At 72.8% G+C, this 23,681-nt stretch carries 26 protein-coding genes and 1 tRNA gene; 7 read left to right on the forward strand and 20 right to left on the reverse strand.

Going from position 1 to position 23,681, the window contains the following annotated elements; translation table 11 throughout:
• A partial coding sequence (locus tag E0W78_RS13760; protein ID WP_131404523.1) for an ATP-binding protein occupies nucleotides 1–378 on the forward strand: 378 nt, incomplete at its 5' end.
• A 52-nt stretch (nucleotides 379–430) separates the two neighbouring features.
• Here the strand turns inward: E0W78_RS13760 and E0W78_RS13765 are convergent.
• The 13 genes from E0W78_RS13765 to E0W78_RS13825 all read right to left on the reverse strand — a co-directional run bounded on the left by E0W78_RS13765 (nucleotide 431) and on the right by E0W78_RS13825 (nucleotide 13,185).
• A tRNA-Asn gene (locus tag E0W78_RS13765) sits at nucleotides 431–503 on the reverse strand.
• Nucleotides 494–1,090 carry a sigma factor gene (locus E0W78_RS13770; RefSeq protein ID WP_131404524.1) on the reverse strand — a complete coding sequence of 199 codons (597 nt, stop codon included), beginning with the start codon at nucleotides 1,088–1,090 and terminating at the stop codon, nucleotides 494–496. Before E0W78_RS13770 ends, E0W78_RS13765 begins: the two co-directional genes overlap by 10 nt.
• Before the next feature lie 64 nt (nucleotides 1,091–1,154).
• On the reverse strand, nucleotides 1,155–3,047 hold the full coding sequence (gene dnaG / locus E0W78_RS13775) for a DNA primase (RefSeq protein WP_131404525.1): 1,893 nt from the start codon (nucleotides 3,045–3,047) through the stop codon (nucleotides 1,155–1,157).
• A gap of 44 nt (nucleotides 3,048–3,091) precedes the next feature.
• Nucleotides 3,092–4,402 carry an HNH endonuclease signature motif containing protein gene (locus E0W78_RS13780; protein ID WP_131404526.1) on the reverse strand — a complete coding sequence of 437 codons (1,311 nt, stop codon included), beginning with the start codon at nucleotides 4,400–4,402 and terminating at the stop codon, nucleotides 3,092–3,094.
• 342 nt (nucleotides 4,403–4,744) lie between these two features.
• Nucleotides 4,745–5,971, reverse strand: coding sequence for a deoxyguanosinetriphosphate triphosphohydrolase (locus E0W78_RS13785; RefSeq protein WP_131404527.1), 1,227 nt, complete (start codon nucleotides 5,969–5,971; stop codon nucleotides 4,745–4,747).
• 36 nt (nucleotides 5,972–6,007) lie between these two features.
• Nucleotides 6,008–6,865 carry a bifunctional DNA-formamidopyrimidine glycosylase/DNA-(apurinic or apyrimidinic site) lyase gene (gene mutM / locus E0W78_RS13790; protein ID WP_131404528.1) on the reverse strand — a complete coding sequence of 286 codons (858 nt, stop codon included), beginning with the start codon at nucleotides 6,863–6,865 and terminating at the stop codon, nucleotides 6,008–6,010.
• 3 nt (nucleotides 6,866–6,868) lie between these two features.
• Nucleotides 6,869–7,579: a ribonuclease III gene (rnc, locus tag E0W78_RS13795; RefSeq protein WP_131404529.1), complete on the reverse strand. Its 711-nt coding sequence runs from the start codon at nucleotides 7,577–7,579 to the stop codon at nucleotides 6,869–6,871.
• A gap of 3 nt (nucleotides 7,580–7,582) precedes the next feature.
• Nucleotides 7,583–7,768, reverse strand: coding sequence for a 50S ribosomal protein L32 (gene rpmF, locus E0W78_RS13800; RefSeq protein ID WP_020692271.1), 186 nt, complete (start codon nucleotides 7,766–7,768; stop codon nucleotides 7,583–7,585).
• A 2-nt stretch (nucleotides 7,769–7,770) separates the two neighbouring features.
• Nucleotides 7,771–8,313, reverse strand: coding sequence for a YceD family protein (locus E0W78_RS13805; protein ID WP_131404530.1), 543 nt, complete (start codon nucleotides 8,311–8,313; stop codon nucleotides 7,771–7,773).
• 107 nt (nucleotides 8,314–8,420) lie between these two features.
• Complete coding sequence (gene coaD / locus E0W78_RS13810) at nucleotides 8,421–8,900, reverse strand: pantetheine-phosphate adenylyltransferase (RefSeq protein WP_131404531.1); 480 nt, start codon at nucleotides 8,898–8,900, stop codon at nucleotides 8,421–8,423.
• Nucleotide 8,901: 1 nt separating this feature from the next.
• Nucleotides 8,902–9,453 (reverse strand): 16S rRNA (guanine(966)-N(2))-methyltransferase RsmD, encoded by a 552-nt coding sequence (rsmD, locus tag E0W78_RS13815; protein ID WP_131404532.1) that lies wholly within the window; start codon nucleotides 9,451–9,453, stop codon nucleotides 8,902–8,904.
• 10 nt (nucleotides 9,454–9,463) lie between these two features.
• Complete coding sequence (recG, locus tag E0W78_RS13820; protein WP_131404533.1) at nucleotides 9,464–11,593, reverse strand: ATP-dependent DNA helicase RecG; 2,130 nt, start codon at nucleotides 11,591–11,593, stop codon at nucleotides 9,464–9,466.
• Nucleotides 11,594–11,595: 2 nt separating this feature from the next.
• A complete protein-coding gene (locus tag E0W78_RS13825; protein ID WP_131404534.1) occupies nucleotides 11,596–13,185 on the reverse strand; it encodes a DAK2 domain-containing protein in 1,590 nt (529 codons plus the stop codon).
• A gap of 158 nt (nucleotides 13,186–13,343) precedes the next feature.
• Between E0W78_RS13825 and rpmB the strand changes: the two genes are divergently transcribed.
• Together rpmB and E0W78_RS13835 are read left to right on the forward strand one after the other, a co-directional pair.
• Entirely contained in the window at nucleotides 13,344–13,529 is a 186-nt protein-coding gene (rpmB, locus tag E0W78_RS13830; RefSeq protein ID WP_038951856.1) for a 50S ribosomal protein L28, read from the forward strand.
• A gap of 101 nt (nucleotides 13,530–13,630) precedes the next feature.
• Complete coding sequence (locus E0W78_RS13835) at nucleotides 13,631–14,422, forward strand: M15 family metallopeptidase (protein ID WP_131404535.1); 792 nt, start codon at nucleotides 13,631–13,633, stop codon at nucleotides 14,420–14,422.
• A gap of 1 nt (nucleotide 14,423) precedes the next feature.
• On the opposite strand, the gene E0W78_RS13840 is transcribed toward E0W78_RS13835, so the two are convergent.
• On the reverse strand, nucleotides 14,424–15,368 hold the full coding sequence (locus E0W78_RS13840) for a thiamine-phosphate kinase (RefSeq protein WP_131404536.1): 945 nt from the start codon (nucleotides 15,366–15,368) through the stop codon (nucleotides 14,424–14,426).
• A 100-nt stretch (nucleotides 15,369–15,468) separates the two neighbouring features.
• Between E0W78_RS13840 and E0W78_RS13845 the strand changes: the two genes are divergently transcribed.
• On the forward strand, nucleotides 15,469–15,705 hold the full coding sequence (locus E0W78_RS13845; RefSeq protein WP_019146177.1) for an Lrp/AsnC ligand binding domain-containing protein: 237 nt from the start codon (nucleotides 15,469–15,471) through the stop codon (nucleotides 15,703–15,705).
• A gap of 2 nt (nucleotides 15,706–15,707) precedes the next feature.
• On the forward strand, nucleotides 15,708–16,154 hold the full coding sequence (locus E0W78_RS13850; protein WP_242686359.1) for a DUF3515 family protein: 447 nt from the start codon (nucleotides 15,708–15,710) through the stop codon (nucleotides 16,152–16,154).
• Nucleotides 16,155–16,273: 119 nt separating this feature from the next.
• Here the strand turns inward: E0W78_RS13850 and E0W78_RS13855 are convergent, their stop codons facing one another.
• On the reverse strand, nucleotides 16,274–17,341 hold the full coding sequence (locus E0W78_RS13855; protein ID WP_242686360.1) for a D-alanine--D-alanine ligase family protein: 1,068 nt from the start codon (nucleotides 17,339–17,341) through the stop codon (nucleotides 16,274–16,276).
• Nucleotides 17,342–17,376: 35 nt separating this feature from the next.
• On the opposite strand from E0W78_RS13855, the gene E0W78_RS13860 reads away from it, so the two are divergent.
• Nucleotides 17,377–18,513 (forward strand): PLP-dependent aspartate aminotransferase family protein, encoded by a 1,137-nt coding sequence (locus tag E0W78_RS13860; RefSeq protein WP_131404538.1) that lies wholly within the window; start codon nucleotides 17,377–17,379, stop codon nucleotides 18,511–18,513.
• Between the two features lies 1 nt (nucleotide 18,514).
• Here E0W78_RS13860 and E0W78_RS13865 read toward each other — a convergent pair whose 3' ends face one another.
• Genes E0W78_RS13865 through leuC form a run of 4 tightly spaced genes read right to left on the reverse strand, consistent with a single transcriptional unit; the run spans nucleotide 18,515 to nucleotide 22,328 of the window.
• Nucleotides 18,515–19,516: an NAD(P)H-dependent glycerol-3-phosphate dehydrogenase gene (locus tag E0W78_RS13865; RefSeq protein ID WP_131404539.1), complete on the reverse strand. Its 1,002-nt coding sequence runs from the start codon at nucleotides 19,514–19,516 to the stop codon at nucleotides 18,515–18,517.
• Entirely contained in the window at nucleotides 19,516–20,253 is a 738-nt protein-coding gene (locus E0W78_RS13870; protein ID WP_131404540.1) for a lysophospholipid acyltransferase family protein, read from the reverse strand. The genes E0W78_RS13865 and E0W78_RS13870 overlap by 1 nt, the downstream gene beginning before the upstream one ends.
• Before the next feature lie 54 nt (nucleotides 20,254–20,307).
• The gene (leuD, locus tag E0W78_RS13875) at nucleotides 20,308–20,904 is read right to left on the reverse strand and encodes a 3-isopropylmalate dehydratase small subunit (protein ID WP_131404541.1); all 597 of its coding nucleotides are present in this window, start codon (nucleotides 20,902–20,904) and stop codon (nucleotides 20,308–20,310) included.
• 2 nt (nucleotides 20,905–20,906) lie between these two features.
• On the reverse strand, nucleotides 20,907–22,328 hold the full coding sequence (gene leuC / locus E0W78_RS13880) for a 3-isopropylmalate dehydratase large subunit (protein ID WP_131404542.1): 1,422 nt from the start codon (nucleotides 22,326–22,328) through the stop codon (nucleotides 20,907–20,909).
• Nucleotides 22,329–22,410: 82 nt separating this feature from the next.
• Between leuC and E0W78_RS13885 the strand changes: the two genes are divergently transcribed.
• Nucleotides 22,411–23,133, forward strand: a complete 723-nt coding sequence (locus E0W78_RS13885) for an IclR family transcriptional regulator (RefSeq protein ID WP_038951850.1) — start codon at nucleotides 22,411–22,413, stop codon at nucleotides 23,131–23,133.
• Between the two features lie 3 nt (nucleotides 23,134–23,136).
• Here E0W78_RS13885 and E0W78_RS13890 read toward each other — a convergent pair whose 3' ends face one another.
• The gene (locus E0W78_RS13890) at nucleotides 23,137–23,649 is read right to left on the reverse strand and encodes a hypothetical protein (RefSeq protein WP_131404543.1); all 513 of its coding nucleotides are present in this window, start codon (nucleotides 23,647–23,649) and stop codon (nucleotides 23,137–23,139) included.
• Nucleotides 23,650–23,681 lie beyond the last annotated feature (32 nt).

The following is a 23,681-nucleotide window of genomic DNA, read 5'->3' on the forward strand; positions in this document are numbered from 1 at the left end:
GACCTGCGGCCCGCCCCCGTCCTCGCCGACCCTGAGCTGCTCGAGCGCCTGGTGGCGAACCTGGTGGGCAACGCGGTGCGGCACAACGCGGCGTCCGACGGGTTCGTCTCGGTGACCACGCGCCGCGGGCCGGACGGTGCCGCTCGCCTGACGATCGAGAACTCCGGCGACGTGCTCGACCCGGCCATGGTGCCCACCCTCGTGGAGCCGTTCGTCCGGGGCCGCGGCCGCGTCCGGTCCGGTGGGGCCGACACCGGCAGCGGGCTCGGCCTGGCCATCGTCGCGTCCGTCGCCCGCCGGCACGGCGCCGAGCTGGACCTGCGAGCACGCCCGGACGGCGGCCTGGTCGCGACGGTGACCTTCCCCGCATCGGCCTGAGCCAGGGAACGAGGAAGGGCCGCTGCTCTCGCAGCGGCCCTTCCTCGTGCAGCTCCCCCGATTGGACTCGAACCAATAACCCTTCGATTAACAGTCGAATGCTCTGCCAATTGAGCTACGGGGGATCGGCTTCGCCTTGCGGCTCAGCACGGTGCACCACCTTAGCAAGCCTCCCCCGGAGCTGTCGCATCGCCTCCCCCTCACGTGTCCGGACCTGGCTCACGGACAGCCCCAGGTGGACCGCGACGACCTCGCGCGACCGCGGCGGGCCAGGGGTCCCGTCCAGCCGGTGACGCACGCGCAGCACCTCGGCGAGGGTCGTCTCGAGCCCGTGGACGGCCTCCGTGACCAGGCTCGGCGGCTCGTCCTCGCCGAGCGGGCTCCACGGTGCGGCCTGCTCCCGCTCGCACAGCACGGCGCCGACGGAGTGCGCGATCCACGGCCATGCGTAGGTCGCCAGCCGCACGCCGCGGTCGGGGTCGAAGCGGTCGACCGCCTCGATGAGCCCGACCGAGCCGGCCTGCACCGCGTCCATGAGCGTCTCGCCGCGGGCACCGAGGCGTAGGGCGTGGAGCGGGACGAGCCGCAGGGCGGACTCGATCAGCTCGGCCCGGGCGGACGCGTCACCGTCACGGCTGCGGAGGGCGAGCTCGTGCTCGCGGTCGGGCTCGAGCGGCGGGAGGGACATCAGGCGGGTGACGAAGGCGTCCATGCGACGAGCGTCGTCCGCCGGGCTCCCCCGCCGCGACCCCCGGCCCGCGGGCTGTGGACGAGCGTCAGGCGCCGAGCACGGCGTCCTGGACCGACCGTCGCCGCTCCTCCAGCGCCATGACCTGCTCGAACAGCGCGCGGTAGCCGTCGGCGTCGGCCGGGTCGGCGCGTTGCAGCCGGCTCTTCGCCTCAGCGAGCTGACGCTGCACGGTCGCGACGCGGAGACGACCGATGAGGTCCTGGACGACGCGGGCCGCCGTCGCCTCGCGCGACCGCACGGGGTCGGTCGCGCAGATCATGAGGATGCGCCGGGTGGGCTCGTCGAGGGCGTCGGCGACGGCGGGCAGCCACGACGCGTCCTGGCGCTGCGGCAGGCCGCGCGTGGAGACCTCCTGCCAGATGGCCCTGGCCCGCGGGTGGGTGAAGTCGTCCACGGAGATCTCGCCGACGTGCCGCACGGCGATCTCGGGGTGCTGGACGATCGCCTTCAGCGCCTCACGCTCGTCGTTGAACCGCGCCTCACCCAGGCTGGGCTCGGGGACGGCGGGCACCGCGGGCTCGGCCGGACGCTCGTCCACGAGCTCGGTGCGCGCCTGCGGACGTCCCTTCGGCGCGGCGCTCTTGCCGCTGCGCTTGCGCAGCTCGGAGCGCACCTGGTCGACCTCGACGCCGACCTTGGTCGCGATCTCGCGGACGAACTCGTCGGTCTTGGCCCGGTCGCGGATGGCTGTGGCGAGACCGACCGCCTCGCGCACCGCGTCGACGCGCTGGTCGCCGCGGTCGAGGTCGTACTTGGACAGCGTGTTGTCGAGCACGAAGCGGTACAGCGGGATGCGCGATGACACCAGCTGCTGCACGGCCTCGTCGCCGTCGGCCAGGCGCAGGTCGCACGGGTCCATGCCGCGCGGCTCGACGGCGACGTACGTCTGGGCGACGAACTGCTGGTCGCCCTCGAACGTCCTGATCGCCGCGCGCTGCCCGGCCGCGTCGCCGTCGAAGGTGAAGATGACCTCGCCGTGGAAGGCGTCGTGGTCGAGCATGATGCGGCGCAGGATGCGGGCGTGGTCCTCGCCGAACGCGGTGCCGCAGGTGGCGACGGCGGTCTTCACGCCGGCCTCGTGGCACGCCATGACGTCGGTGTAGCCCTCGACGACGACGGCCTGGCTGGACGACGAGATCGCGCGCCGCGCCAGGTCGATGCCGTACAGCACCTGGCTCTTCTTGTAGATCGGCGTCTCGGACGTGTTGAGGTACTTGGCCTCGATGCGGTCGTCGTCGAAGATGCGGCGGGCGCCGAAGCCCACCACCTCGCCGCTCATCTCGCGGATCGGCCACAGCAGGCGTCCGCGGAACCGGTCGTAGAGTCCTCGCGAGCCGCGTCCGGCGAGGCCGGCGACCACGAGCTCCTCGTCGCTGAAGCCGCGTCCCTTGAGGTGCCCGACCAGGGCCTCCCCGCTGCGCGGGGCGAACCCCATGCCGAACGTCTCCGCGGCGGCCTGGGTGAACCCGCGGTCGGTCACGAACGTGCGTCCGGCCTGGGCCTCGGGCGCGCTGAACAGGTGCTGCGCGTAGAACTCGGCGGCGAGCTGGTGGGCCTCGAGCAGGCGTCCGCGCTGGCGGGGGTCACGCTGGGGTCCGCGCGGTGCGCCGTCCTCCTCGTACCGCAGCTGGATGCCGTACTTGCCGGCCAGCCGCTCGACCGCCTCGACGAAGGTGACGTGGTCGTGCTCCATGAGGAACTTGATCGAGTCGCCACCTGCCCCGCAGCCGAAGCAGTGGTAGAACCCCTGGGCCGGGCGGACGTTGAACGACGGCGACTTCTCGTCGTGGAAGGGGCACAGGCCCTTGCGGGATCCGCCGCCGGCGTTGCGCAACGTGATGCCCGCGGCCTCGACGACCTCGTCGATCCGGGCACGTTCGCGGACGAGCTGGATGTCGTCGTCCTTGATGCGTGCCATGGTGCTCGCAGTCTAGTGCGCGGCACCAGGGCGCCGGGCCGTGCTCACACGGGCTCGGAGACACGTGGTCGGTGCTTGACGTGGCGGGCGTGGCGCAGCGGCCGCTGCTGTGGGTCGATCCGGGGTGGTGGGATCACCTCGACGACGCCGTCGTGACTGAGGCGGGCTTGCCAGTCGGAGTCGTGGAGCAGGTGGTGGTGGAAGAAGCAGAAGAGTGCCCCGTTGTCGATGGAGGTCTCGCCGCCCTGTGACCACGGCTTGAGGTGGTGGGCTTCGCACCACCCGGGTGGTCGGTCGCAGCCCTTCCACGAGCAGCCACCGTCTCGCTTGGCGAGAGCGATGCGCTGGGACCTGTCGTGGAGACGCTTGGCCCGGCCGACGTCCATGGGCTGGCTCGCGCCGTCGAGAACCATGGGGATCAGACTCGCGTTGCAGGCCAGGCGCCGGGCTTGGGAGGCGGAGAGCCCGGTGTCGGTGGAGAGCATCGCCCGGCCGAGGTCGCGGATGAGGTCGTCGTGCTTCATCGAGATGGTCACCGTGGCGGCGACGCCCCCGGCCTGCGGGAACGCGTCCTGGGGCAGGTGCTCGACGAGCTCGCAGAGGGCGAGTCCCATGCGGCGGGCGTGGTCGAGCCGGCCGGTCTCTTGGTCGGAGTGGTCGCCGTCGACGTCTCGGAAGACCGCACCGTCGCGGCGGGGTGAGGCGAGGCCCTCAAGCACGGTCTTGAGCATGTCGGCCTGCACGTCGGGCAGGATGCCGCGGATGCTGCTGCGGCCCTTGCCCATGCGAGTGATGGACAGGTGGGTCTCGTCCCAGGCCTGCTTCTCCTGGCGCTCCAGCTGCGCGCCGATGATCTCGTCCGCACTGTCGGGGTCAACGACCTCCACGATGCGGTTCGCGAGGCGACGTAGGTCGTCCGCACCAAAGTCCTTCGCGTGCTCCAGGAGGGTGGCTTCGGCGTCGTCATGCTGCTCGTCCACGAACCAGTCCGGCAGGGAGTCCAGCGCCTTCAGGATGATCGATGCCTGCTCGGTGCTGAGCCGGCCAGTGGCCCAAGCGTCACGCGTCGCGGTACCGCGGGCCGCGTCCACTCGCGAGAGCGAGACCAACTTGGAGGCCTCACGTCGCGTGATCCCCGTGGTCGCGGCGAGCCACGCGGTCGTCGACGCGGAGCCGTCCTCGCGCGGGATCGCCCGCTCCTCCACCGCACCGGCCAACCGTGCCGCCGTCGCGGTCAGGATCGCGATCGTGCGGTGGACCTCGACGTTCACCGCGCGCAGCTCGGAGTCGGTCAGCGACCACTCCTCCAGGGCGCGCAAGTCGTAGCGCAGACCCTCTAGCTGGCCGATGATCATCCGAGACCCCCGTGTCGAACGTTTGTTCTAGTCTACCGCACGGTGGTGACGGGAACAATGCGATATCCACTGGAATCGCGGACGTTTTCCGCGCTTCGGCAAGCTCCGCGAGCGGGACCGGGCGAGCCGACAGACCGGCCAAGCGAGCACCCAACCACTTCGTCATCAGCCCCCCGGGCAACCACGCACCCAGGGCTCCTTTCGACAAGCTCAAGGAGCGGGGACCGGGCGAGCCGACAGACCGAGGCGAGCCGAGACCCAACCACTTCGTCATCAGCCCCCCGGGCTCCTTCCGACGAGCTCAAGGAGCGGACCCGAGGCTCAAGGAGCGGGCACCCATCCCTACAGCAGTCGCTGCCCCCACTGGCGGGCGGAGACGTCGGTGAGGCTGGCGACCTGGTCGACCACGACGCGCAGGCGGGCGGCGTCGTCGTCCGCGTCGGCCCAGTCGTGGGCGAACTCGGTCTCCAGGTGCTGGTCCCCCGTCGCCACCAGGTGCTCTACCAGCGCGGTGACGAGGTCGCGCTGCTCGGCGAGCATCCGCACCCGCTCGTCCGAGCGCATGACGTAGTGCGCGGCCACCGACTTGAGCGCGGTGATCTCGTCGCGGGTGTGGGCGGGCACCACCAGGTCGGCCGCGTGCCGCACCAGGGGTCCCGGTCCCGCGGTCTCGACCGTCGCGGCCTCGGTGGCCTTGGCGAACCGGCCGATGAGCGCGCTGGTCAGGCTCTTGAGCACCGCGAGTGCCCGCCGTCCGCCGTCGTACGGTCCGACCGGCCACTCCGGCATGGCCCGCAGCCGGTCCCAGGCGGCGTCGAGCCGGTCGTCGCCGGCCTCGGGCAGGTACCACTCGCGACCGACCTGCCACGCAGCCGCGGTGTCGAGCGGCTCGCTGAGCGAGAACCAGCCGCCGACGACGCCGTCCTCGACGTCGTGCACGGAGTAGGCGATGTCGTCCGAGACGTCCATGACCTGCGCCTCGACGCAGCGCCGCTGGCCGTCGACGCCCTCGCGCAGCCAGTCGAAGACGGGACGGTCGTCGGCGTAGACGCCGAACTTGCGGCTGTCCGGACGCGGCCCCTCCCCGCGCGCCCACGGATACTTCACGCAGGCATCGAGCGTGGCGCGGGTGAGGTTGAGCCCCACGCTGCCGCCCTGTCCGTCGAACGTCTTGGACTCCAGCCGGGTGAGGATGCGCAGCGTCTGGGCGTTGCCCTCGAACCCGCCGCAGGCCTGCGAGGCGGCGTCGAGCGCGTCCTCGCCGTTGTGGCCGAACGGCGGGTGCCCCAGGTCGTGCGCGAGCGCGGCGGAGTCGACGACGTCCGGGTCGCAGCCCAGCGCCTTGCCGAGCTCGCGGGCGACCTGCGCCACCTCGAGCGAGTGGGTCAGCCGGGTGCGGACGAAGTCGTCGGTGCCGGCGCCCATGACCTGGGTCTTGGCCGACAGCCGACGCAGCGCGGCGGAGTGGACGATGCGCCCGCGGTCGCGCTCGAACGGCGTGCGGCCGGAGCGCTTGGGCGGCTCGGGGACGCGCCGTGCACGCGCCTCGACGCCGTAGGGGCTGTTCATCGCGTGCAGCCTAGCGCCGCACGCCGACGCCGCCCGTCAGGAACGGGCGTTGGCGCCGCGCGGACGCGGCTGGCAGCGCGGGCACCAGTACGACGACCGGTTCATCCAGGTGTCGCGGCGGATCGGGGTGCCGCAGCGCCCGCACGGCTCCCCCTCCTGGCCGTACGCGTTCAGCGATCGGTCGAAGTAGCCGCTCTGGCCGTTGACGTTGACGTAGAGGGCGTCGAAGGACGTGCCGCCCTGGGCGAGCGCGTCGCGCATGACGTCGGCGACGTGACCCATCAGCCGGCGGACGTCGATCGGTCGCAGCCGGTCGGTGGCGCGGGCGTAGTGCAGCGGGGTGCGCCACAGCGCCTCGTCGGCGTAAATGTTGCCCACGCCGGACACGAGCGTCTGGTCGAGGAGCGCCCGCTTGACGCCGGTGCGCCGGGCCCGCGTGCGGCGCACGACGTCCTCGACGTCGAAGCCGGGGTCGAGCGGGTCGAGCGCGATGTGCGCGACCTCGTCGGGGACGTCCGGGCTGCCCCCGGACACGAGCATGCCGCCGAAGATGCGCTGGTCGACGAAGCGCAGCTGGCTGCCGTCGGACAGGTCGAGCGCGACCTTGAGGTGCTTCTCGCGCGGGGCGTCGGGCTGCTCGACGAGCATCTGCCCGCTCATGCCCAGGTGGCACACCACGGGGGTGTCGTCGTCGAGGACGAGCCAGAGGAACTTGCCGCGGCGGCGGGCGGCGGTGACCGTGCGGCCCTCGAGCCGGGCGGCGAAGTCGTGCGGGCCGGCCAGGTGGCGGCGCAGCGACCGGACGTCCAGGACGTCCACGCGCTCGACCGTGCGGCCGACGACGTGGGCGTCCAGGCCGCGACGGACCACCTCGACCTCGGGCAGCTCCGGCACGGGCTAGGCCTGCGTCACGGGCTTCGGATCGGGGTCGAGCTCGGCCTTGAGGGCGCGCCAGGCGATCTCGGCGACCATCTGCTCGGCCTCCTTCTTGGAGCGGCCGCGCCCACCGGTGTACCGACGCTCACCCATGACGACGTCGGCGGTGAACACCTTGTCGTGGTCGGGGCCCGTGCCCTCGAGCACGTAGGACGGCACGCCGACCTCGTGGTCGGCGCACATCTCCTGCAGCGACGTCTTCCAGTCCAGCGCCGCGCCGAGCTCGGCCGCGGCCTCGATCGCGTCGTCGAAGACGCGATGGATGACCTCGGCCGACCGCTCGATGCCGAACTGCACGTAGACCGCGCCCAGCACGGCCTCGACCGTGTCGGACAGGATCGACGTCTTGTCGCGGCCGCCCGTGGTCTCCTCGCCGCGGCCCAGCCGGATGTGCTGGCCGAGCTGCAGACGCGTGCGGGCGACCTCGCCGAGCGCCTTGGCGCTCACGACCGCCGCCCGCAGCTTCGCGAGCTGCCCCTCGGGCAGGTCGGGATGCTTGTGGAACAGCGTGTCGGTGACGACGAGGCCCAGCACGGAGTCCCCGAGGAACTCGAGACGTTCGTTGTGCAGCACGCCGGGGTGCTCGAAGGCGTACGAACGGTGCGTCAGCGCGTGCTGGAGCAGCTCGTCGTCGAGGTCAGGAACTCCGAGGACCGCTCGGAGCCGGTCCACCTGTCAGAGGACCTGGCGACGCTCGCCACGAGCGCCGTACTGGCCGCACTCGCCGCAGGCGCGGTGCGGGACGACGCGCGAGTCGCACGCCGGGTTCGGGCACTCGACGGTCTGGACGGCGACGGCCTTCCACGCCGAACGACGGTGACGGGTGTTGCTGCGCGACATCTTCCGCTTCGGGACAGCCACGGTTACTCCTTGGGTCCGTCGGGCGTGTCGCCCGACTCTGGGTCGGTCATCTGGCTCAGCGCGGCCCACCGGGGGTCGATCGCCTCGCCGTGTGTGTGATCTGGATCGTCCGCGAGTCGTGCCCCGCACTCGGGACAGAGTCCCGGACATTCCGGATCGCACACCGGGTTGATCGGCAGTGCGAGCACCACCGCGTCCCGGAGGACGGGCTCGAGGTCGAGCAGGTCACCCTCGAGCTGAAGCTCCTCCTCGCTAGCGTCCGCGTACAGGTACAGCTCCTGGACGTCCACGACGAGGTCGTCCTGGATCTCCGTGAGGCACCTGACGCACTCCCCCACGAGGTGCACGCTGGCAGTTCCGGTCGCGAGCACGCCGTCCATGACGGCCTCGAGCCGGAGCTCGATCGCGATGTCACTGCCCTCAGGCACGCCGATGAGGTCGACGCCCAGCTCGGCCGGCGCCGGGACGGTCAGGTCGTAGGTACGTTCGGTCCCGGGACGTCGACCCAGCTCGTGGGTGTCGATGACCAGGGGGCCGGGGCGCACGCTTCACTTCCCGTCGTCGGTGCAGACAGAACTTCGGCCTGCAAGCAGGCCAGCGACCATCCTAGCGTGCGGCTGCGACGGGAGGCCAATCGCCACCGTCGCGTCCGTCACGCTCCGGCGAACTTGCCGTGCAGGGCGTCCAGGACGTGCTGCGGCACGAGGCCGGACACGTCGCCGCCGTGCTTGGCGACCTCCTTGACCAGGCTCGAGGCCAGGAAGGAGTACTCGGGGCTGGTGGGGATGAAGACGGTGTCGACGTCGGTGAGCTTGCCGTTCATCTGGGCCATCTGGAGCTCGTAGTCGAAGTCCGTGACGGCGCGCAGGCCCTTGACGATGGCGTCGATGCCGCGGTCGGCGCAGAAGTCGACCAGCAGGCCCTTGAACGAGTCGACCCGGACGTTGTCGAGTCCCTGGGTCGCCTCGGCGAGCAGGTCGAGCCGCTCCTCGATGGTGAACAGGCCGCGCTTGGACTCGTTGACCAGGACGGCGACGACCACCTCGTCGAACAGGTGGGCCGAGCGCTCGATGATGTCCAGGTGCCCGTTGGTGACGGGGTCGAAGGACCCGGGGCAGACCACCGTCGTCATGTCAGCGACCGTACCAAAGCCGTGTCTCGCCGTACGTCTTGTCACGGACGGCCTCGTACCCGGCGGGCCACTCGAACGCGTCCCGGCTGGAGCGCTCCACCACGACCAGGGCGTCGTCGGCCAGCCAGCCGGGTGCGCGCAGGGCGGTGAGCAGATCGGCGAGCGCCAGGTGGGGCAGGGCGTAGGGCGGGTCGAGCAGCACGAGGTCGTACGGCGCGACCGGGCTGGACGCCACGAACCGCTCGGCCGTGGTGCGGTGCACCTTCACGCCGCGGCCCCCCACGACCCCGGCGTTGCGCTGGACGACGGTCGCGGCGCGGGCGTCCTTCTCGACCAGGTCGACGGCGGCTGCTCCGCGGGATGCTGCCTCGAGGCCCAGGGCGCCGGAGCCGGCGAACAGGTCGAGCACGCGCAGGCCGGCCAGGCCGCCGAGCGCCGACTCCAGCGACGAGAACAGCGACTCGCGGACGCGGTCGGTGGTCGGACGCGTGGTGTCGCCGGGCAGCGTGGTCAGCCGGCGGCCACCGGCGGCGCCGGCGATGATGCGGGTCAAGACGGGCCTCTCAGGTGCGTTCCATGTAGTCGGCGCGCTCGCTCGCGTCGAGCTCGCGCACCATCGTGCCCAGCGCCGGGTGGTCGGCCAGCGCCGGGTCGGCGTCGACCAGCGCGGTGGCGGCCTCCCGGGCGTCGGCGATGACGTCCTCGTGCTTGATGACCGACAGCAGGCGCAGGCTCGAGCGGACGCCGGACTGGCGGGCGCCGAGCACGTCGCCCTCGCGGCGCAGCTCCACGTCCAGCCGGCTGAGCTCGAAGCCGTCCGTGGTGGAGGCGACGGCGTCCAGGCGCTCCCGGGCCGGGCTGCCGCCCTCGGACTCGGTGACGAGCAGGCACAGGCCCGCCTCGCTCCCCCGCCCGACGCGGCCGCGCAGCTGGTGGAGCTGGGAGATGCCGAACCGGTCGGCGTCCATGACGACCATGACGGTGGCGTTGGGCACGTCGACGCCGACCTCGACGACGGTGGTCGCGACCAGCACGTCCAGGTCACCGGCGGCGAACGCGCTCATCACGGCGTCCTTGTCCTCCGGCGCCATGCGGCCGTGGAGCATCCCGAGCCGCAGTCCGTGCAGGGCGCCGTGCTCCAGCTCCTCGTGCAGCTCGACCAGCGAGTGGCGGTCGTCCTCGGACGGCTCGGACTGCGCGTCGCCGATGCGCGAGACGACGACGTACGCCTGGCGGCCCTTGCCGACCTCCTCGCGGACCCGCTGCCACGCGCGCTCGAGCCAGGCCGGACGCTCGAGGGCGGGCACCACGCTGGTCTGGATCGGCTGCCGCCCCGCCGGCAGCTCGTCGAGCGTGGACGTCTCGAGGTCGCCGAACACGGTCATGGCCAGCGTCCGCGGGATGGGGGTCGCGGTCATGACGAGCACGTGCGGCCGGACGTCGTAGCGGTCGACGAGGGCGGCCCGCTGCTCGACGCCGAAGCGGTGCTGCTCGTCGATCACCAGCAGGCCGAGCTCGGCGAGCTGGACGTTCTCCTGCAGCACCGCGTGCGTGCCGACGACGATGCCGGCCGCACCGGAGGCCGCGTCGAGCAGCGCCTCCTTGCGCGCCTTGGCGCCCATCGACCCGGTGAGCAGCCGGACGCGGGTCGCCTCGTCGGCACCGCCGAGCATCCCGCCGGCCGCCAGGTCGCCGAGCATGCGCGTGAACGAGCGGTGGTGCTGCGCGGCGAGGACCTCGGTCGGGGCGAGCAGCACGGCCTGGCCGCCGGCGTCCACCACCTGGAGCATCGCCAGCAGCGCCACGATCGTCTTGCCCGAGCCGACCTCGCCCTGCAGCAGCCGGTGCATCGGGTGCGTGCCCGACAGGTCGGTCGTCAGCTCGTCGAGCACCCGCTGCTGGCCGGCGGTGAGGCTGAACGGGAGCCGGTCGAGGAAGCGCTCGCGGAGGCCGCCCTCGCGCGGCGGCCGCGCGGCGGCGACGCCGTCGGCCAGGGCGCGCCGGCGCAGGGCGAAGACGGTCTGCAGCACGAACGCCTCCTCGAACCGGAAGCGACGCTGGGCGTCCTGCCAGTCGCGGCGCTCGCGCGGGCGGTGGATGCCCTCGTACGACGGACGCAGCTCGGGCAGGTCGCGGGCGAGACGGACGTCCTCGGGCAGCGGGTCGTCCAGGCCCTCCACGACGTCCAGCACGAGCCGGACGGTGCGGCCGATCGCCCACGACGAGATCTTCGCGCTGGCCGGGTAGATGGGGATGATGCCGCGCTCGACCGCCGAGTCCTCCTCGAACAGGTTGTGCATCGGGTGGGTGAGCTGCAGCTGGCCGCGGAACTCCCCCACGACGCCGGAGAACATGCCGACCATGCCGGCCTGCACCTGCTTGAGCAGGTAGGGCTGCTGGAAGAAGGTCAGCGTCAGGCGTCCGGTGCCGTCGGTGATGACGACCTCGGTGCGGGTGCGGCGCCCGCCCGGGCCGAAGGAGTAGTTCTTGGCGCTCACGACCTCGGCGACCACGGTCGTGTGCTCGCCGACGACCAGGTCCGACAGCCTCGTCCGGTCGCCGAGGTCGACGTAGCGGCGCGGGTAGTGGCCCAGCAGGTCGCCGACGGTCTGCATGCCGAACGCGGCTTCGAGCTTCTTGGCGTCCTTGCCGCCCACCGCGGACGACAGCTTGGACGACGGGGTGACGGCCATGGTCACTCCACGCTCACGAACAGCGGGTAGTGCTCCTGGCCGCCGGTGTAGATCACGGTGTCGACGTCGGGCCGGACGCGGCGCACGTGGCGGCACAGCGCGTCGGCCAGCCCGTCGTCGGCGCCGGCGCCGAGCACGAGCGTCAGCAGCTCGGCGCTGGGCGCGAGCAGCTGGTCGACGACGCTGGCCCCGATGGCGACCGGGTCGTCGCCGACGAGGGCGAAGTCGCCCTGGACCACGCCGAGGACGTCACCGGCCTCGCACGGCCCGGCCATCGTCATCGCCGCCTCGGCCGCGATGGTGAGGGCGCCGTGCTGCACGTGCGCGGCGGCGCTCGACATGGCCACGACGTCGTCGTCGAACGGACGTCCGGGGTCGTGCACGGCCAGCGCGGCCAGGCCCTGCACCTGCGCGTGGGTGGGGATGATCGCCACCCGCACGCCGGCCTCTCGCGCCTCGCGGGCCGCGGCCTCGAACAGCGACACGTACCGGACGTTGTTGGGCAGCACCACGACCTCGGCCGCCTCCCCCGACGTCAGGGCCTTGCGCATGCGGTCGACGTCGAGCGGCTGCTCGCGGGTGAACGGCAGCACTACCGCGCCGCTGCTGGCGGCGAGCTCGCCCAGCCCGTCGCCGGTGGTGGCCGCCAGCACCATGCGTCCCTGACGCTGCGGCACGGGAGCGGCCCGCTGGTCGGCGAAGTGGGTGACGCGGACGCGGTAGGGACGTCCGGCGGTGATGCCCGCCTCGATCGCCGCCCCGACGTCGTCGACGTGCACGTGGACGTTCCAGAGCCCGTCGCCACCCACGACGACGAGCGAGTCGCCGAGCCCGTCGAGCGTCGTGCGCAAGGTCGCGACCGCGGCGTCGTCGGCCTGGAGCAGGTACATGACCTCGTAGGCGGGACCGCCCTCGACGAGGTCGCCGGCCTGCGGCACGGGCAGCGGCGCGACGGCCGGCGACGCGCCGCGGTAGCGCCCGGTCATGACCTGCTCGGTGGTGTCGAGCACGACGACGAGCGCGCGTCCGCCGGAGTCGACCACGCCGGCGGCGGCCAGCCGGTCGAGCTGCTGCGGGGTGCGGGCCAGGGCCTCGCGCGCCTCGCGGGCGACGGTCGCGAACGTCTCGCGCACGCCCGTGCCGGAGGCCGCGGCGGCGGTCGCCCCGTCGGCCGCCGCGCGGGCCACCGAGAGGATCGTGCCCTCGACCGGACGCGCGACCGCGGCCCACGCCGCGTCGGCGGCGAGCTCGAAGCAGCGGGCGACGTCCGCGGCGGAGGGCTCGGGGTGACGGACGGCCTCGCGGAAGTACGCGCGCACGAGCTGGGACAGGATGACGCCGGAGTTGCCCCGGGCGCCGGTGAGCAGGGCGTCCACGTGGGCCCGCACGCAGACCTCGACGCGGGCGTCCGCCGGCAGCGCCTTGACCGCGTCGTCCGCGGCCACGAAGGTGAGGTAGGCGTTGGTGCCGGTGTCGCTGTCCGGCACGGGGAAGACGTTGAGCGCGTCGATCTCCGCCCGGGCCTCGCCCAGCGCCTCCACGCACGCCCGGCTCCAGCGTCGGAACGCGGCGGCGTCGAGGGTCACGGACATGCGCCCGAGGGTATCGGGCGCCCGGAGCCCGAGGGCGTCACGAGCGTCACCGGGGCCGATTGGATTCGGGCGGTGGCCATCGGCTATCCTTGAGCGGTTGCCTGCGGCGAAGTCGCGGGCGATCCCGATTCCAACGAGACTTTCCAGGAGTGGTCGCTGTGGCAGCGGTCTGTGATGTGTGCGGCAAGGGACCCGGCTTCGGCCACAACGTCTCGCACTCGCACCGGCGCACGAAGCGTCGTTTCGACCCCAACATCCAGCGCGTTCGCGCCATCGTCTCGGGCGCTCCCAAGCGTCTGAACGTGTGCACGTCGTGCCTGAAGGCGGGCAAGGTCACTCGCTGACCCCTCGGGCTCCGGCCCGACCGTACGACCGAGGCGATCTCGACATTGTCGGGGTCGCCTTCGTCGTGCCCGCACGCGCCGACCCGCTACGGTGGCTGGCCATGACGTCCCGTACCCGCCTGACCGCCCTGCTGAGCGTCGTGCTCCTCGCGACCGCCTGCTCGTCCGGCGACGACGACGCCCCGGCCCCGTCGGCGTCCGCGCCCTCGAGCAGCTCGTCCCCGTCGGCCAGCCCGACGCCGTCGCCCTCCCCGACGCCCCCGCCGACCCCGACCGTCCCCACGACGACCGAGCCGAAGGTCAGCCGCATCGGTGACGCCCAGTGGGCGAAGATGGTGGAGACCGGCTCGTGGCGTCCCGAGTGCCCGGTCGACCGCAGCGACCTGCGGGTCCTGGAGCTCAACTACAAGAACTTCGACGGCGAGGTCGAGCGCGGCCGGCTGGTGGCCAACAAGGACACGATCAGCAGCCTGAAGCGCATCTTCGAGAAGCTCTTCCAGGACGACTTCCCGATCGAGAGCATGCGCCCGAACGAGGAGTTCGACGGCGACACCCTCAAGAGCCTGAAGGCCAACAACACCGCGGCCTACAACTGCCGCCGGCCCGACCAGATCAACGCGCCGGTCAAGGAGTCGCCGCACGCCAACGGACGCGCGATCGACATCAACCCCGACCTCAACCCGTGGATGGACCTGCGCTGCGACTGCTGGTCGCCGCGGGCCAAGCACCACGAGCGGACGCCGGCCCCGGGCAAGATCCTGAAGGGCGACCCCGTCGTCCGGCTGTTCGCGCGCGAGGGCTGGGTCTGGCAGAACATCAAGGTGCCCGACTACATGCACTTCGACACGGGCTACCCGTCCAAGCCGTGGCGAAGCCCGCGCGACGCCGCGTAGCTCAGGCGAAGTGCCGGTGGCCGGGCGAGCCCTCCCAGGGCTCCCCGGCCACCGTCACGCCCGCACCCTCCGCGACCGCGCCGATGCGCGTCCAGCCGGTCGGCAGATCGGCGTCGGCCGGGAAGGTCGCGACGAGCGCGTAGTCGTCGCCGCCGGTGAGGACGAGGGTGAGCGGGTCCAGGCCGAGCGCCTCCGCGACGGTGGCGACCGGCTCGGCCACGGGCAGCAGCGCCGGGTCCAGGTCGATCGCCACGTCGCTGGCGGTGGCGACGTGGCCCACGTCGGCCAGCAGGCCGTCGCTCACGTCGACCATCGAGGTCGCTCCGGCGATCGCCGCCTGCGGGCCGGCCGCGTACGGCGGGGCCGGCACGCGGTGCGACTCCACGGCCGCGCGCGGCGAGCGGAAGCCGCGGCTCAGCGCGGCGAAGCCGGCCCCGGCCAGGCCGAGGTTGCCCGCGAACGCCACCACGTCACCGGGACGGGCGCCGTCACGCCGCACCGGCCGGGTCGCCTCGCCGATGGCCGTCACGGACACCACGATCGACTCGCTGGCCGTCACATCGCCACCGACCAGGTGCGCCCCGACGGCCTTGCACTCGTCCACGACGCCGCGGGCCAGGTCGAGCGCCCACTGGGCCGGCAGGTCGCCCGGCACGCCCAGGCCCACCGTGAGAGCGTCCGCGACGCCACCCATCGCGGCGATGTCGGACAGGTTGCACGCGGCGGCCTTGCGCCCGACCTCGTAGGCGCTGGACCAGTCGCGGCGGAAGTGCCGGTCCTCGACGAGCAGGTCGGTCGAGACGAGGTAGCCGCCCGTGCGCACCGCGACGTGCGCGGCGTCGTCGCCGGGACCGATGAGCACCTTGCCCCCGCCGCCGACGAGGGCGCTCACCTCCGCCACCAGGCCGAACTCCCCCAGCTGCTGCACCGTCGTCTGCGCGTCCATGGTCGTATTCTGGCCGACCGGCTCGCCGGAGCACGCATCCTGTAGCGTTTCGGAGGCGACGGATCCGTCGCCGCTTCACCAGGCCGAGAGGGGCAGCGCCATGACCGTGCAGGCCTACATCCTGATCCAGACCGAGGTCGGCAAGTCCACCGAGGTCGCGCAGGCGATCGCCGAGATCGAGGGCGTCGTCCAGTCCGAGGACGTCACCGGACCGTACGACGTCATCGTGCGGGCCGAGGGCCAGAGCGTCGACGCGCTCGGCCAGATGGTCGTCTCGAAGGTCCAGTCCGTCCCGGGCATCACGCGCACGCTGACCTGCCCGATCGTCCGGTTCTGACGGTGCGCCGCGGCCTGCTCGCGGCCGCCGCCTCGCTGCTCGTCCTGGGCGGCTGCTCGGGCGGCCTGCAGGTCGACACCTACCCGACCGAGGACGGCACCGAGCTGGACTGCCGCAGCATGTTCGCGGACACCCCGCAGGCCGTCGGCGGACGTGCCGCCCGCCGGGTCGCCGACGACGTCGCCGCGGCCTGGGGCGACCCGCCGATCGTGCTGCGCTGCGGCGTCGAGGACCCGGCCGCGCTCACGCCCGCCTCGCGCTGCGACATGGTCGCGGACGTCGGCTGGTTCACCGAGGAGGTCGCGGGCGGGTTCCTGTTCACCACCATCGGGCGCCGGTTCAACGTCAGCGTCGAGGTGCCCGACGACTACGCGCCCGAGGCGGACGTGCTCGTCGACGTGGCCGAGCTCGTCCAGAAGCACGACCCGGTCGAGCAGCCCTGCGTCTGACCCACCCTTCGCCCCCGGTCCCGTCCACGCTGAGTGTGACGTTCCGGGGGCCGCCAGGCGCTCAGGACCCCCGGAACGTCACGCTCAGCGCGTTCCGCGACGACCTCGACCGGTGAGGCTCAGCGCAGGCCGGTGGGACGCGCGAGGGCGAGCTGCAGCAGCCGGTCGACCAGGTCCGCGTAGGGCACGCCGGACGCGGCCCACAGTCCCGGGAACATCGAGAACGGCGTAAAGCCGGGCATCGTGTTGATCTCGTTGATGACCAGGCCGTCGTCGGTGAGGAAGAAGTCGACGCGCGCGAGGCCCTCGCAGCCCAGCGCCTCGAACGCCTGGACGCCGTAGGTGCGGATGCGCTCGGACAGCGTCTCGGGGACGTCGGCCGGGACGACGTTGGTGCTCGTGCCGTCGAGGTACTTGGCGTCGAAGTCGTAGAACTCGTGCGAGGCGTCCGCGGCGACGACGATCTCGCCCACGACGCTGGCGACGGCCGTGCCGTCGGGCTGCTGGATGACGCCGACCTCGAGCTCACGGCGACCGCGGGCGGCGGCCTCGACGACGACCTTGGGGTCGAGCTCGGCGGCGTCCAGGACGGCGGACTCGAGCTCGTCCCAGCTGGAGACCTGACGGACGCCGGAGCTGGACCCGGCCCGGGCCGGCTTCACGAACACCGGCAGGCCGAGCGCGTGGACGCGGGCCTCGACCCGGTCGCGGTCGGTCTTCCAGGCGCCGGGTGCGATGGTCACGTAGGGCAGCTGCGGCAGGCCGGCGGCCGAGAAGACGGTCTTGGTGAACGGCTTGTCCATCGCCACGGAGCTGGCCAGGACGCCGGCGCCGACGTAGCGGACGCCGGCCATCTCGAACAGGCCCTGCACCGTGCCGTCCTCGCCCCACGGTCCGTGCAGCAGCGGCAGCACGACGTCGAACGACGCGATGTCGTCCCAGCTGAACGCGGGCAGGTCGGCCCGCACCTCGGGCAGCCCGGCGGCCAGGTCGTCCCAGCGTGCGGTCTCCAGGACCCAGTCGCCGGCGCGGGTGATGCCGACCGGCACGACGTCGTAGCGCTCGGGGTCGATGACCGCGATGACCTCGCGGGCGGTGAGGCACGACACGCCGTGCTCGCTGGAGCGTCCGCCGAAGAGCACCGCGACGCGCGGACGGTCAGGGGTTCCCAGGGGCGAGACGTCCATGGGCAGCGACATTACCGTGCAGGCACAATGGGCTCATGCCCCGACACCCGCGCGCCCGCCAGGACTCGTCAGGACTCGATCTCTCCCCCAGCACCATCGCCGTGAGCAGCGGCCGGCCCGACCGGGTGCCCGGCGGACCGCTGTCCTCCCCGCTGACGATGGCCAGCGCCCTGCACCCCGGCGCCGAGTCCTCCTACGCCCGGCACGGCAGCCCGGCGTTCGACGCCTTCGAGCAGGTCGTGGGCGACCTCGAGGGCGGCCAGGCGGTCGCGTTCTCCTCCGGGCAGGCCGCCACCACCGCGGTGCTCGACCTGGTGCCGCACGGCGGCGTCGTGGTCGCGTCCAAGGGCCCGTACAACGGCACGCTCGCGCTGCTCAAGGAGCGCGCGAAGCGCGGCGCGATCGAGCTGCGCCTGGTCAGCCACACGAGCACCGACAACATCGTCAAGGCCGCCGAGGACGCCGCCCTGCTGTGGCTGGAGTCCCCCACCAACCCGATGCTGCAGGTCGCGGACGTCGAGGCCGTCGCCACCGCGGTGTCGGCCAACGGCACCGCCGTCGCCGTCGACAACACCTTCGCCACGCCGCTGCGCCAGCGCCCGCTCGACCTGGGCGCCGACTTCGTCGTCCACTCGGCCTCCAAGCTGCTGTCCGGGCACACCGATCTCGTGCTCGGCGCGGTGGTCACCCGCGACCCGCGCGGCTACAAGGCGCTCGTCGGGCGCCGCACCCAGCACGGCGCCATCCCCGGTGCGATGGAGGCGTGGCTCGCCGTCCGCGGCATCCGCACCCTGGCCGTCCGGCTGGACCGGGCCGAGGCCAACGCCACCGAGCTCGCCGATCGGCTCGGCGCGTCCGACCTCGTCGACAAGGTCCGCTACCCCGGGTTCGGCACGATCGTGTCCTTCGACGTCGCCGCGGGCGCGGACGTCGCGGAGGACGCCTGCTCCATCAGCGAGCTGGTCACCCACGCCACCAGCCTGGGCGGGGTCGAGAGCACCTGGGAGCGCCGGCGCCGGCACCCCGCGGAGCCGGGCACCACGCCGGACAACCTCATCCGCCTGTCGGTCGGCATCGAGGACGTCGACGACCTGTGGGCCGACGTCGAGCACGCGCTGAAGGCCGCCACGCGACGCGCGGCCCGTGCCGCCGCCCGGGCGGCCAAGCAGTAGGTCAGTGGCGCTCGTGCTTGGTCTCGCGGGCGATCATCTCGCGCACGAGGTCGGCCGGTGAGAGCGTGCCGTCGACCAGGCGGGCCACCGCCTCGACGATCGGCATCTCGATGTCGTGCAGGCGGGCCAGCTCGGCCACCGACTGGCACGACTTGACGCCCTCGGCGACCTGACGCGTCTGCGCGGTCACCTGCTCCACGCTCATGCCCTGGCCGAGCTTCTCGCCGAACGTGCGGTTGCGCGACAGCGGCGACGAGCACGTGGCGACCAGGTCGCCCAGGCCGGCCAGGCCCAGGAACGTCATCGGGTCGGCGCCCATGGCGGCGCCCAGGCGGGCCGTCTCGGCCAGCCCGCGCGTGATGACGGACGCCTTGGAGTTGTCGCCGTAGCCGAGCCCGACGCAGACCCCGACGGCCAGGCCGATGACGTTCTTGGTCGTGCCGCCGAGCTCGCAGCCCACGACGTCGGAGTTCGTGTACGGCCGGAACGACGGCGTGTGGCACAGCTTCTGCAGGCGCTCGGCGACCCCCAGGTCGGTGCAGGCGATGACCGCGGCCGCCGGCTCGCGGTCGGCGATCTCGCGGGCCAGGTTGGGGCCGGTGAGCACGGCGATGCGGTCGGGCGTCGCGCCGGTGACGTCGGCGATGACCTCGCTCATCCGCTGGTGGGTGCCGAGCTCGACGCCCTTCATGAGGCTCACCAGGATCGTGTCGTCGCCGCACAGCGGGCCCCACGACGTGAGGTTGGCGCGCAGCTGCTGCGACGGCACGGCCAGCACGACGACCTCGCGGTCGTCCAGGGCGACGGCCGGGTCGCTGGTGGCGGTGACCAGGTCGGGCAGCGCGATGCCCGGCAGGTACTCGGTGTTCTCGTGCTGCTCGTTGATCGCGCGCGCGACCTCCTCGCGGCGCGCCCACACGCACACCTCGTTGCCGGCGTCGGCGAGCACGAGCGCGAACGCCGTGCCCCACGAGCCGGCTCCCATCACGGCGATCCGGGCCATCAGGCGCTCCTCCTGTGCTGGTCGCCCACCGAGTGGGCGTCGATCGGGGGACGGGTCGGGCGTTCGCCGCGCAGCTCGGCGAGCTGGTCGGTGATCGCCGCCATGAGCCGCTGCGTGCCCTCGCGGAGCACGGACTCCTCGAGCGGACGTCCGGCCAGGTCGGACAGGTCGACCGGCGGCCCGGCGAGCACGCGGTAGGTGCGGCGCGGGAAGAACCGGGGGCGCTTCGTGTAGGGCCACAGGACGTCCTGCGGACCCCACTGGGCGACGGGGACGAGCGGGGCGCCGGTGCGCAGCGCGACGCGGACGGCGCCGGTGTGCCCGGTCATGGGCCACAGGTCGGGGTCGCGCGTGATGGTGCCCTCGGGGTAGAAGCTCACGACCCAACCGCGCTCGACCGCCTCGACGGCCGCGTCGAACGCGTCGCGGGCGCGGTCCGAGCGCCGGTAGACCGGGATCTGCTCGGCGCTGCCGACGACACGGCCGACCAGCGGCTTGACCCGGAACAGCCCCTCCTTGGCCAGGAAGTGCGGCGAGACCCCGTGGTCGAGCATCCAGTGCGACAGCATGATCGGGTCCAGGTGCGACACGTGGTTCGCCGCCAGCACGAAGCCGCCCTCGGCCGGCAGGTTCTCCGCGCCCCGCCAGTCGCGCTTGGTGAGCACCATGAGCGGCCGGCGCAGCAGCAGCTTCACCAGGCGCACGGTCGTCGAGAGGCGGGCCCGGGCGTGCGTCATGGGGGCGAGCCTACGGCGCGGCGGGGCCGCGCCGCACCCAGGCCCGGCGCCGGCTCAGCGGGCCGGGAGCGTCGCCGGCTTGAAGGCCGGGCGGCGCGCCTCGTAGGCGCTGATGTCGTCGTCGTGCGACAGCGTGATCGCGACGTCGTCCAGGCCCTCGAGCAGGCGCCAGCGGGTGTAGTCGTCGATGTGGAACGGCGCCTCGAGGTCGCCGGCCCGCACGGTGCGCGACTCCAGGTCGACCGTGATGCTGGCCCCCGGGTCGGCCTCCAGGTACGCCCACAGCTGCTCGACGACGTCCTCGTCGACCTGGGCGGCCACCAGGCCGGCCTTGCCGGAGTTGCCGCGGAAGATGTCGGCGAAGCGCGGCGAGATGACCGCCTTGAAGCCGTAGTCCATGAGCGCCCAGACGGCGTGCTCACGCGAGGAGCCGGTGCCGAAGTCGGGTCCGGCGACCAGCACGGTGGCGTTCGTGTACGCGTCCTGGTTCAGCACGAACGACTCGTCGTTGCGCCAGGCCGAGAACAGGCCGTCCTCGAAGCCGGTGCGGGTCACCCGCTTGAGGTAGACCGCCGGGATGATCTGGTCGGTGTCGACGTTGCTGCGGCGCAGCGGGGCGCCGACACCGGTGTGCGCGGTGAACTTCTCCATGATCAGGCTCCTGCCTTCGACAGCTGCTGCAGGTCGGCGGGCGAGGCGAGGTGCCCCAGCACGCCGGTGGCGACGGCCACCTCGGGCGAGACCAGGTGGGTCCGACCACCCTTGCCCTGGCGACCCTCGAAGTTGCGGTTGGACGTCGAGGCGCTCCGCTCCCCCGGCGTCAGCTGGTCGGGGTTCATGCCCAGGCACATCGAGCAGCCCGCGCCGCGCCACTCGGCGCCGGCGTCCTTGAACACCACGTCCAGGCCCTCCTGCTCGGCCTGCAGGCGCACCCGCACCGAGCCGGGGACGACGAGCACGCGGGTGCCCTCGGCGACCTTGTGGCCCTCGAACAGGCTCGCGGCGACCCGCAGGTCCTCGATGCGGCCGTTCGTGCACGAGCCGATGAACACCGTGTCGACGGCGATGTCGCGCATCGGCGTGCCGGCGGTCAGGCCCATGTACTCCAGCGCCCGCTCGGCGGCGACGCGCTCGTTGGGGTCCTCGAACGAGGCCGGGTCGGGCACGTCGCCGGACAGCGCGACGCCCTGGCCGGGGTTGGTGCCCCAGGTGACGAACGGGGTGATGGTGCTGGCGTCGATGGTGACGACCTTGTCGAAGACGGCGTCGTCGTCGGTGCCCAGGCTGCGCCAGTAGGCCACGGCCTCGTCCCAGGCCTCGCCCTGCGGGGCGTGCGGACGGCCCTGCAGGTAGTCGAAGGTGGTGTCGTCCGGCGCGATGAGGCCGGCCTTGGCGCCCCACTCGATGGACATGTTGCAGATGGTCATCCGCGCCTCCATCGAGAGCTTGCGGATGGCGTCGCCGCGGTACTCGACGATGTAGCCCTGGCCGCCGCCGGTGGTCTCCTGGGTGATGAGCGCCAGGATCAGGTCCTTGGCGGTCGAGCCCTCGGGCAGGTCGCCGACGACCTCGACGGCCATCATCTTCGGCTTGGCCTGCGACAGCGACTGCGTGGCCAGCACGTGCTCGACCTCGGACGTGCCGATGCCGAACGCGATCGAGCCGAAGGCGCCGTGCGTGGACGTGTGCGAGTCGCCGCAGACGATCGTCATGCCCGGCTGGGTCAGGCCCAGCTGCGGGCCGACGACGTGGACGATGCCCTGGTCGATGTCGCCCATGGGGTGCAGCCGGACGCCGAACTCCTCGGCGTTGCGGCGCAGCGTCTCGACCTGCGTGCGCGAGACGAGGTCGGCGATCGGCTTGTCGAGGTCGGTCGTCGGGATGTTGTGGTCCTCGGTGGCCAGCGTCAGGTCCGGCCGGCGGACGGGACGGCCCGAGAGACGGAGTCCGTCGAACGCCTGGGGGCTGGTGACCTCGTGGATGAGGTGCAGGTCGATGTAGAGCAGGTCCGGCTCTCCGTCGGCACTGCGGACGACGTGGTCGTCCCAGATCTTCTCAGCAAGCGTCTTGCCCATGTCTGGCTCCTCGGCTGGTGGTTCGTCCGTCCTGAGTCGTGTCGCACTTGCGTCTCACAATGCGATACGGCAGTATCAAGACATGGACAACTCTAGCGGAGTCGGCGTTCTGGACAAAGCCGCACTCGTCCTGGCCGCTCTGGAGCCGGGACCGCAGACGCTCGCCGGGCTCGTGGCGGGCACCGGACTGGCCCGCCCGACGGCTCACCGCCTGGCGGTCGCGCTCGAGCACCACCGGCTCGTGGCCCGCGACATGCAGGGACGCTTCATCCTCGGCCCGCGCCTGGGCGAGCTGGCCGCCGCGGCCGGCGAGGACCGGCTGCTGGCCGCCGCCGGACCGGTGCTCGCCCGCCTGCGCGACATCACGGGCGAGTCGGCCCAGCTGTACCGCCGCCAGGGCGACGCCCGCGTGTGCGTGGCCTCGGCCGATCGTCCCACGGGCCTGCGCGACTCGATCCCGGTCGGCTCGCAGCTGACGATGTCGGCCGGCTCGGCGGCCCAGGTGCTGCTGGCCTGGGAGGACCCCGAGCGCATGAACAAGGGCCTGGTGAAGGCGACGTTCTCGGCGGCCGAGCTGTCGGCCGTCCGGCGTCGCGGCTGGGCGCAGAGCGTCGGCGAGCGCGAGGCCGGCGTCGGCTCGGTGTCCGCGCCCGTCCGCTCCCCCTCCGGCAAGGTCGTCGCCGCGGTGTCGGTGTCGGGCCCGCTGGAGCGGCTCACCCGCCAGCCCGGACGCATGCACGCCCCGGCCGTCGTCGCCGCCGCCGAGCGGCTGTCGCAGTCGCTGCGGCGGTCGAACGAGGGCTAGCCGCTACCGCGTGCCGAGCGCGAGCAGCAGCTGCTCGCGCGGCATGCGCGAGTAGCCGGTGACGCCCTGCGCACGGGCCTCGGCTCGCAGGCGGGTCAGGCTCCACGTCGCGTAGGGCTCGTCGGCCGGCACCATGACCGCGGGCTCGAGCGCCCGGGCCGCGAGCGGCTGCTCGTCGACTCCGGGCACGTCGGGCGTGCTCTCCGCCGGCAGGTCGGGCACCGGGGCGAGCGGCGTCTCGGCGTGCTCGGTCACCGACGCGAGCGCCTTCTTCGCCTTCTTCTGCGCCTTGCGGGCCTGCTTCTCGGCCTTGGCCGCCACCTCCAGCGCCCGGCGGGCCGCCTCGCGCGACTCGTTCGAGCGGCGCTTGTGCTCCTTGGCCTTGGCCTTCCAGCGGTCCGCGTCGTCGGCGGACTCCTGCGCGGCGGCCTTCAGCGCCTTGACCTTCTGCCGGTAGCTGTCGACCTTGGCCTCCAGCTCGGCGATCTCGCGCCGAGCCGCGTCCTTCTTGCCCATGGGGAACCTCCTGCGTCGAGCCTGCCGTACCC

The sequence above is a fragment of the Aeromicrobium sp. IC_218 genome (genome assembly GCF_004336805.1).
GTDB lineage: Bacteria > Actinomycetota > Actinomycetes > Propionibacteriales > Nocardioidaceae > Aeromicrobium.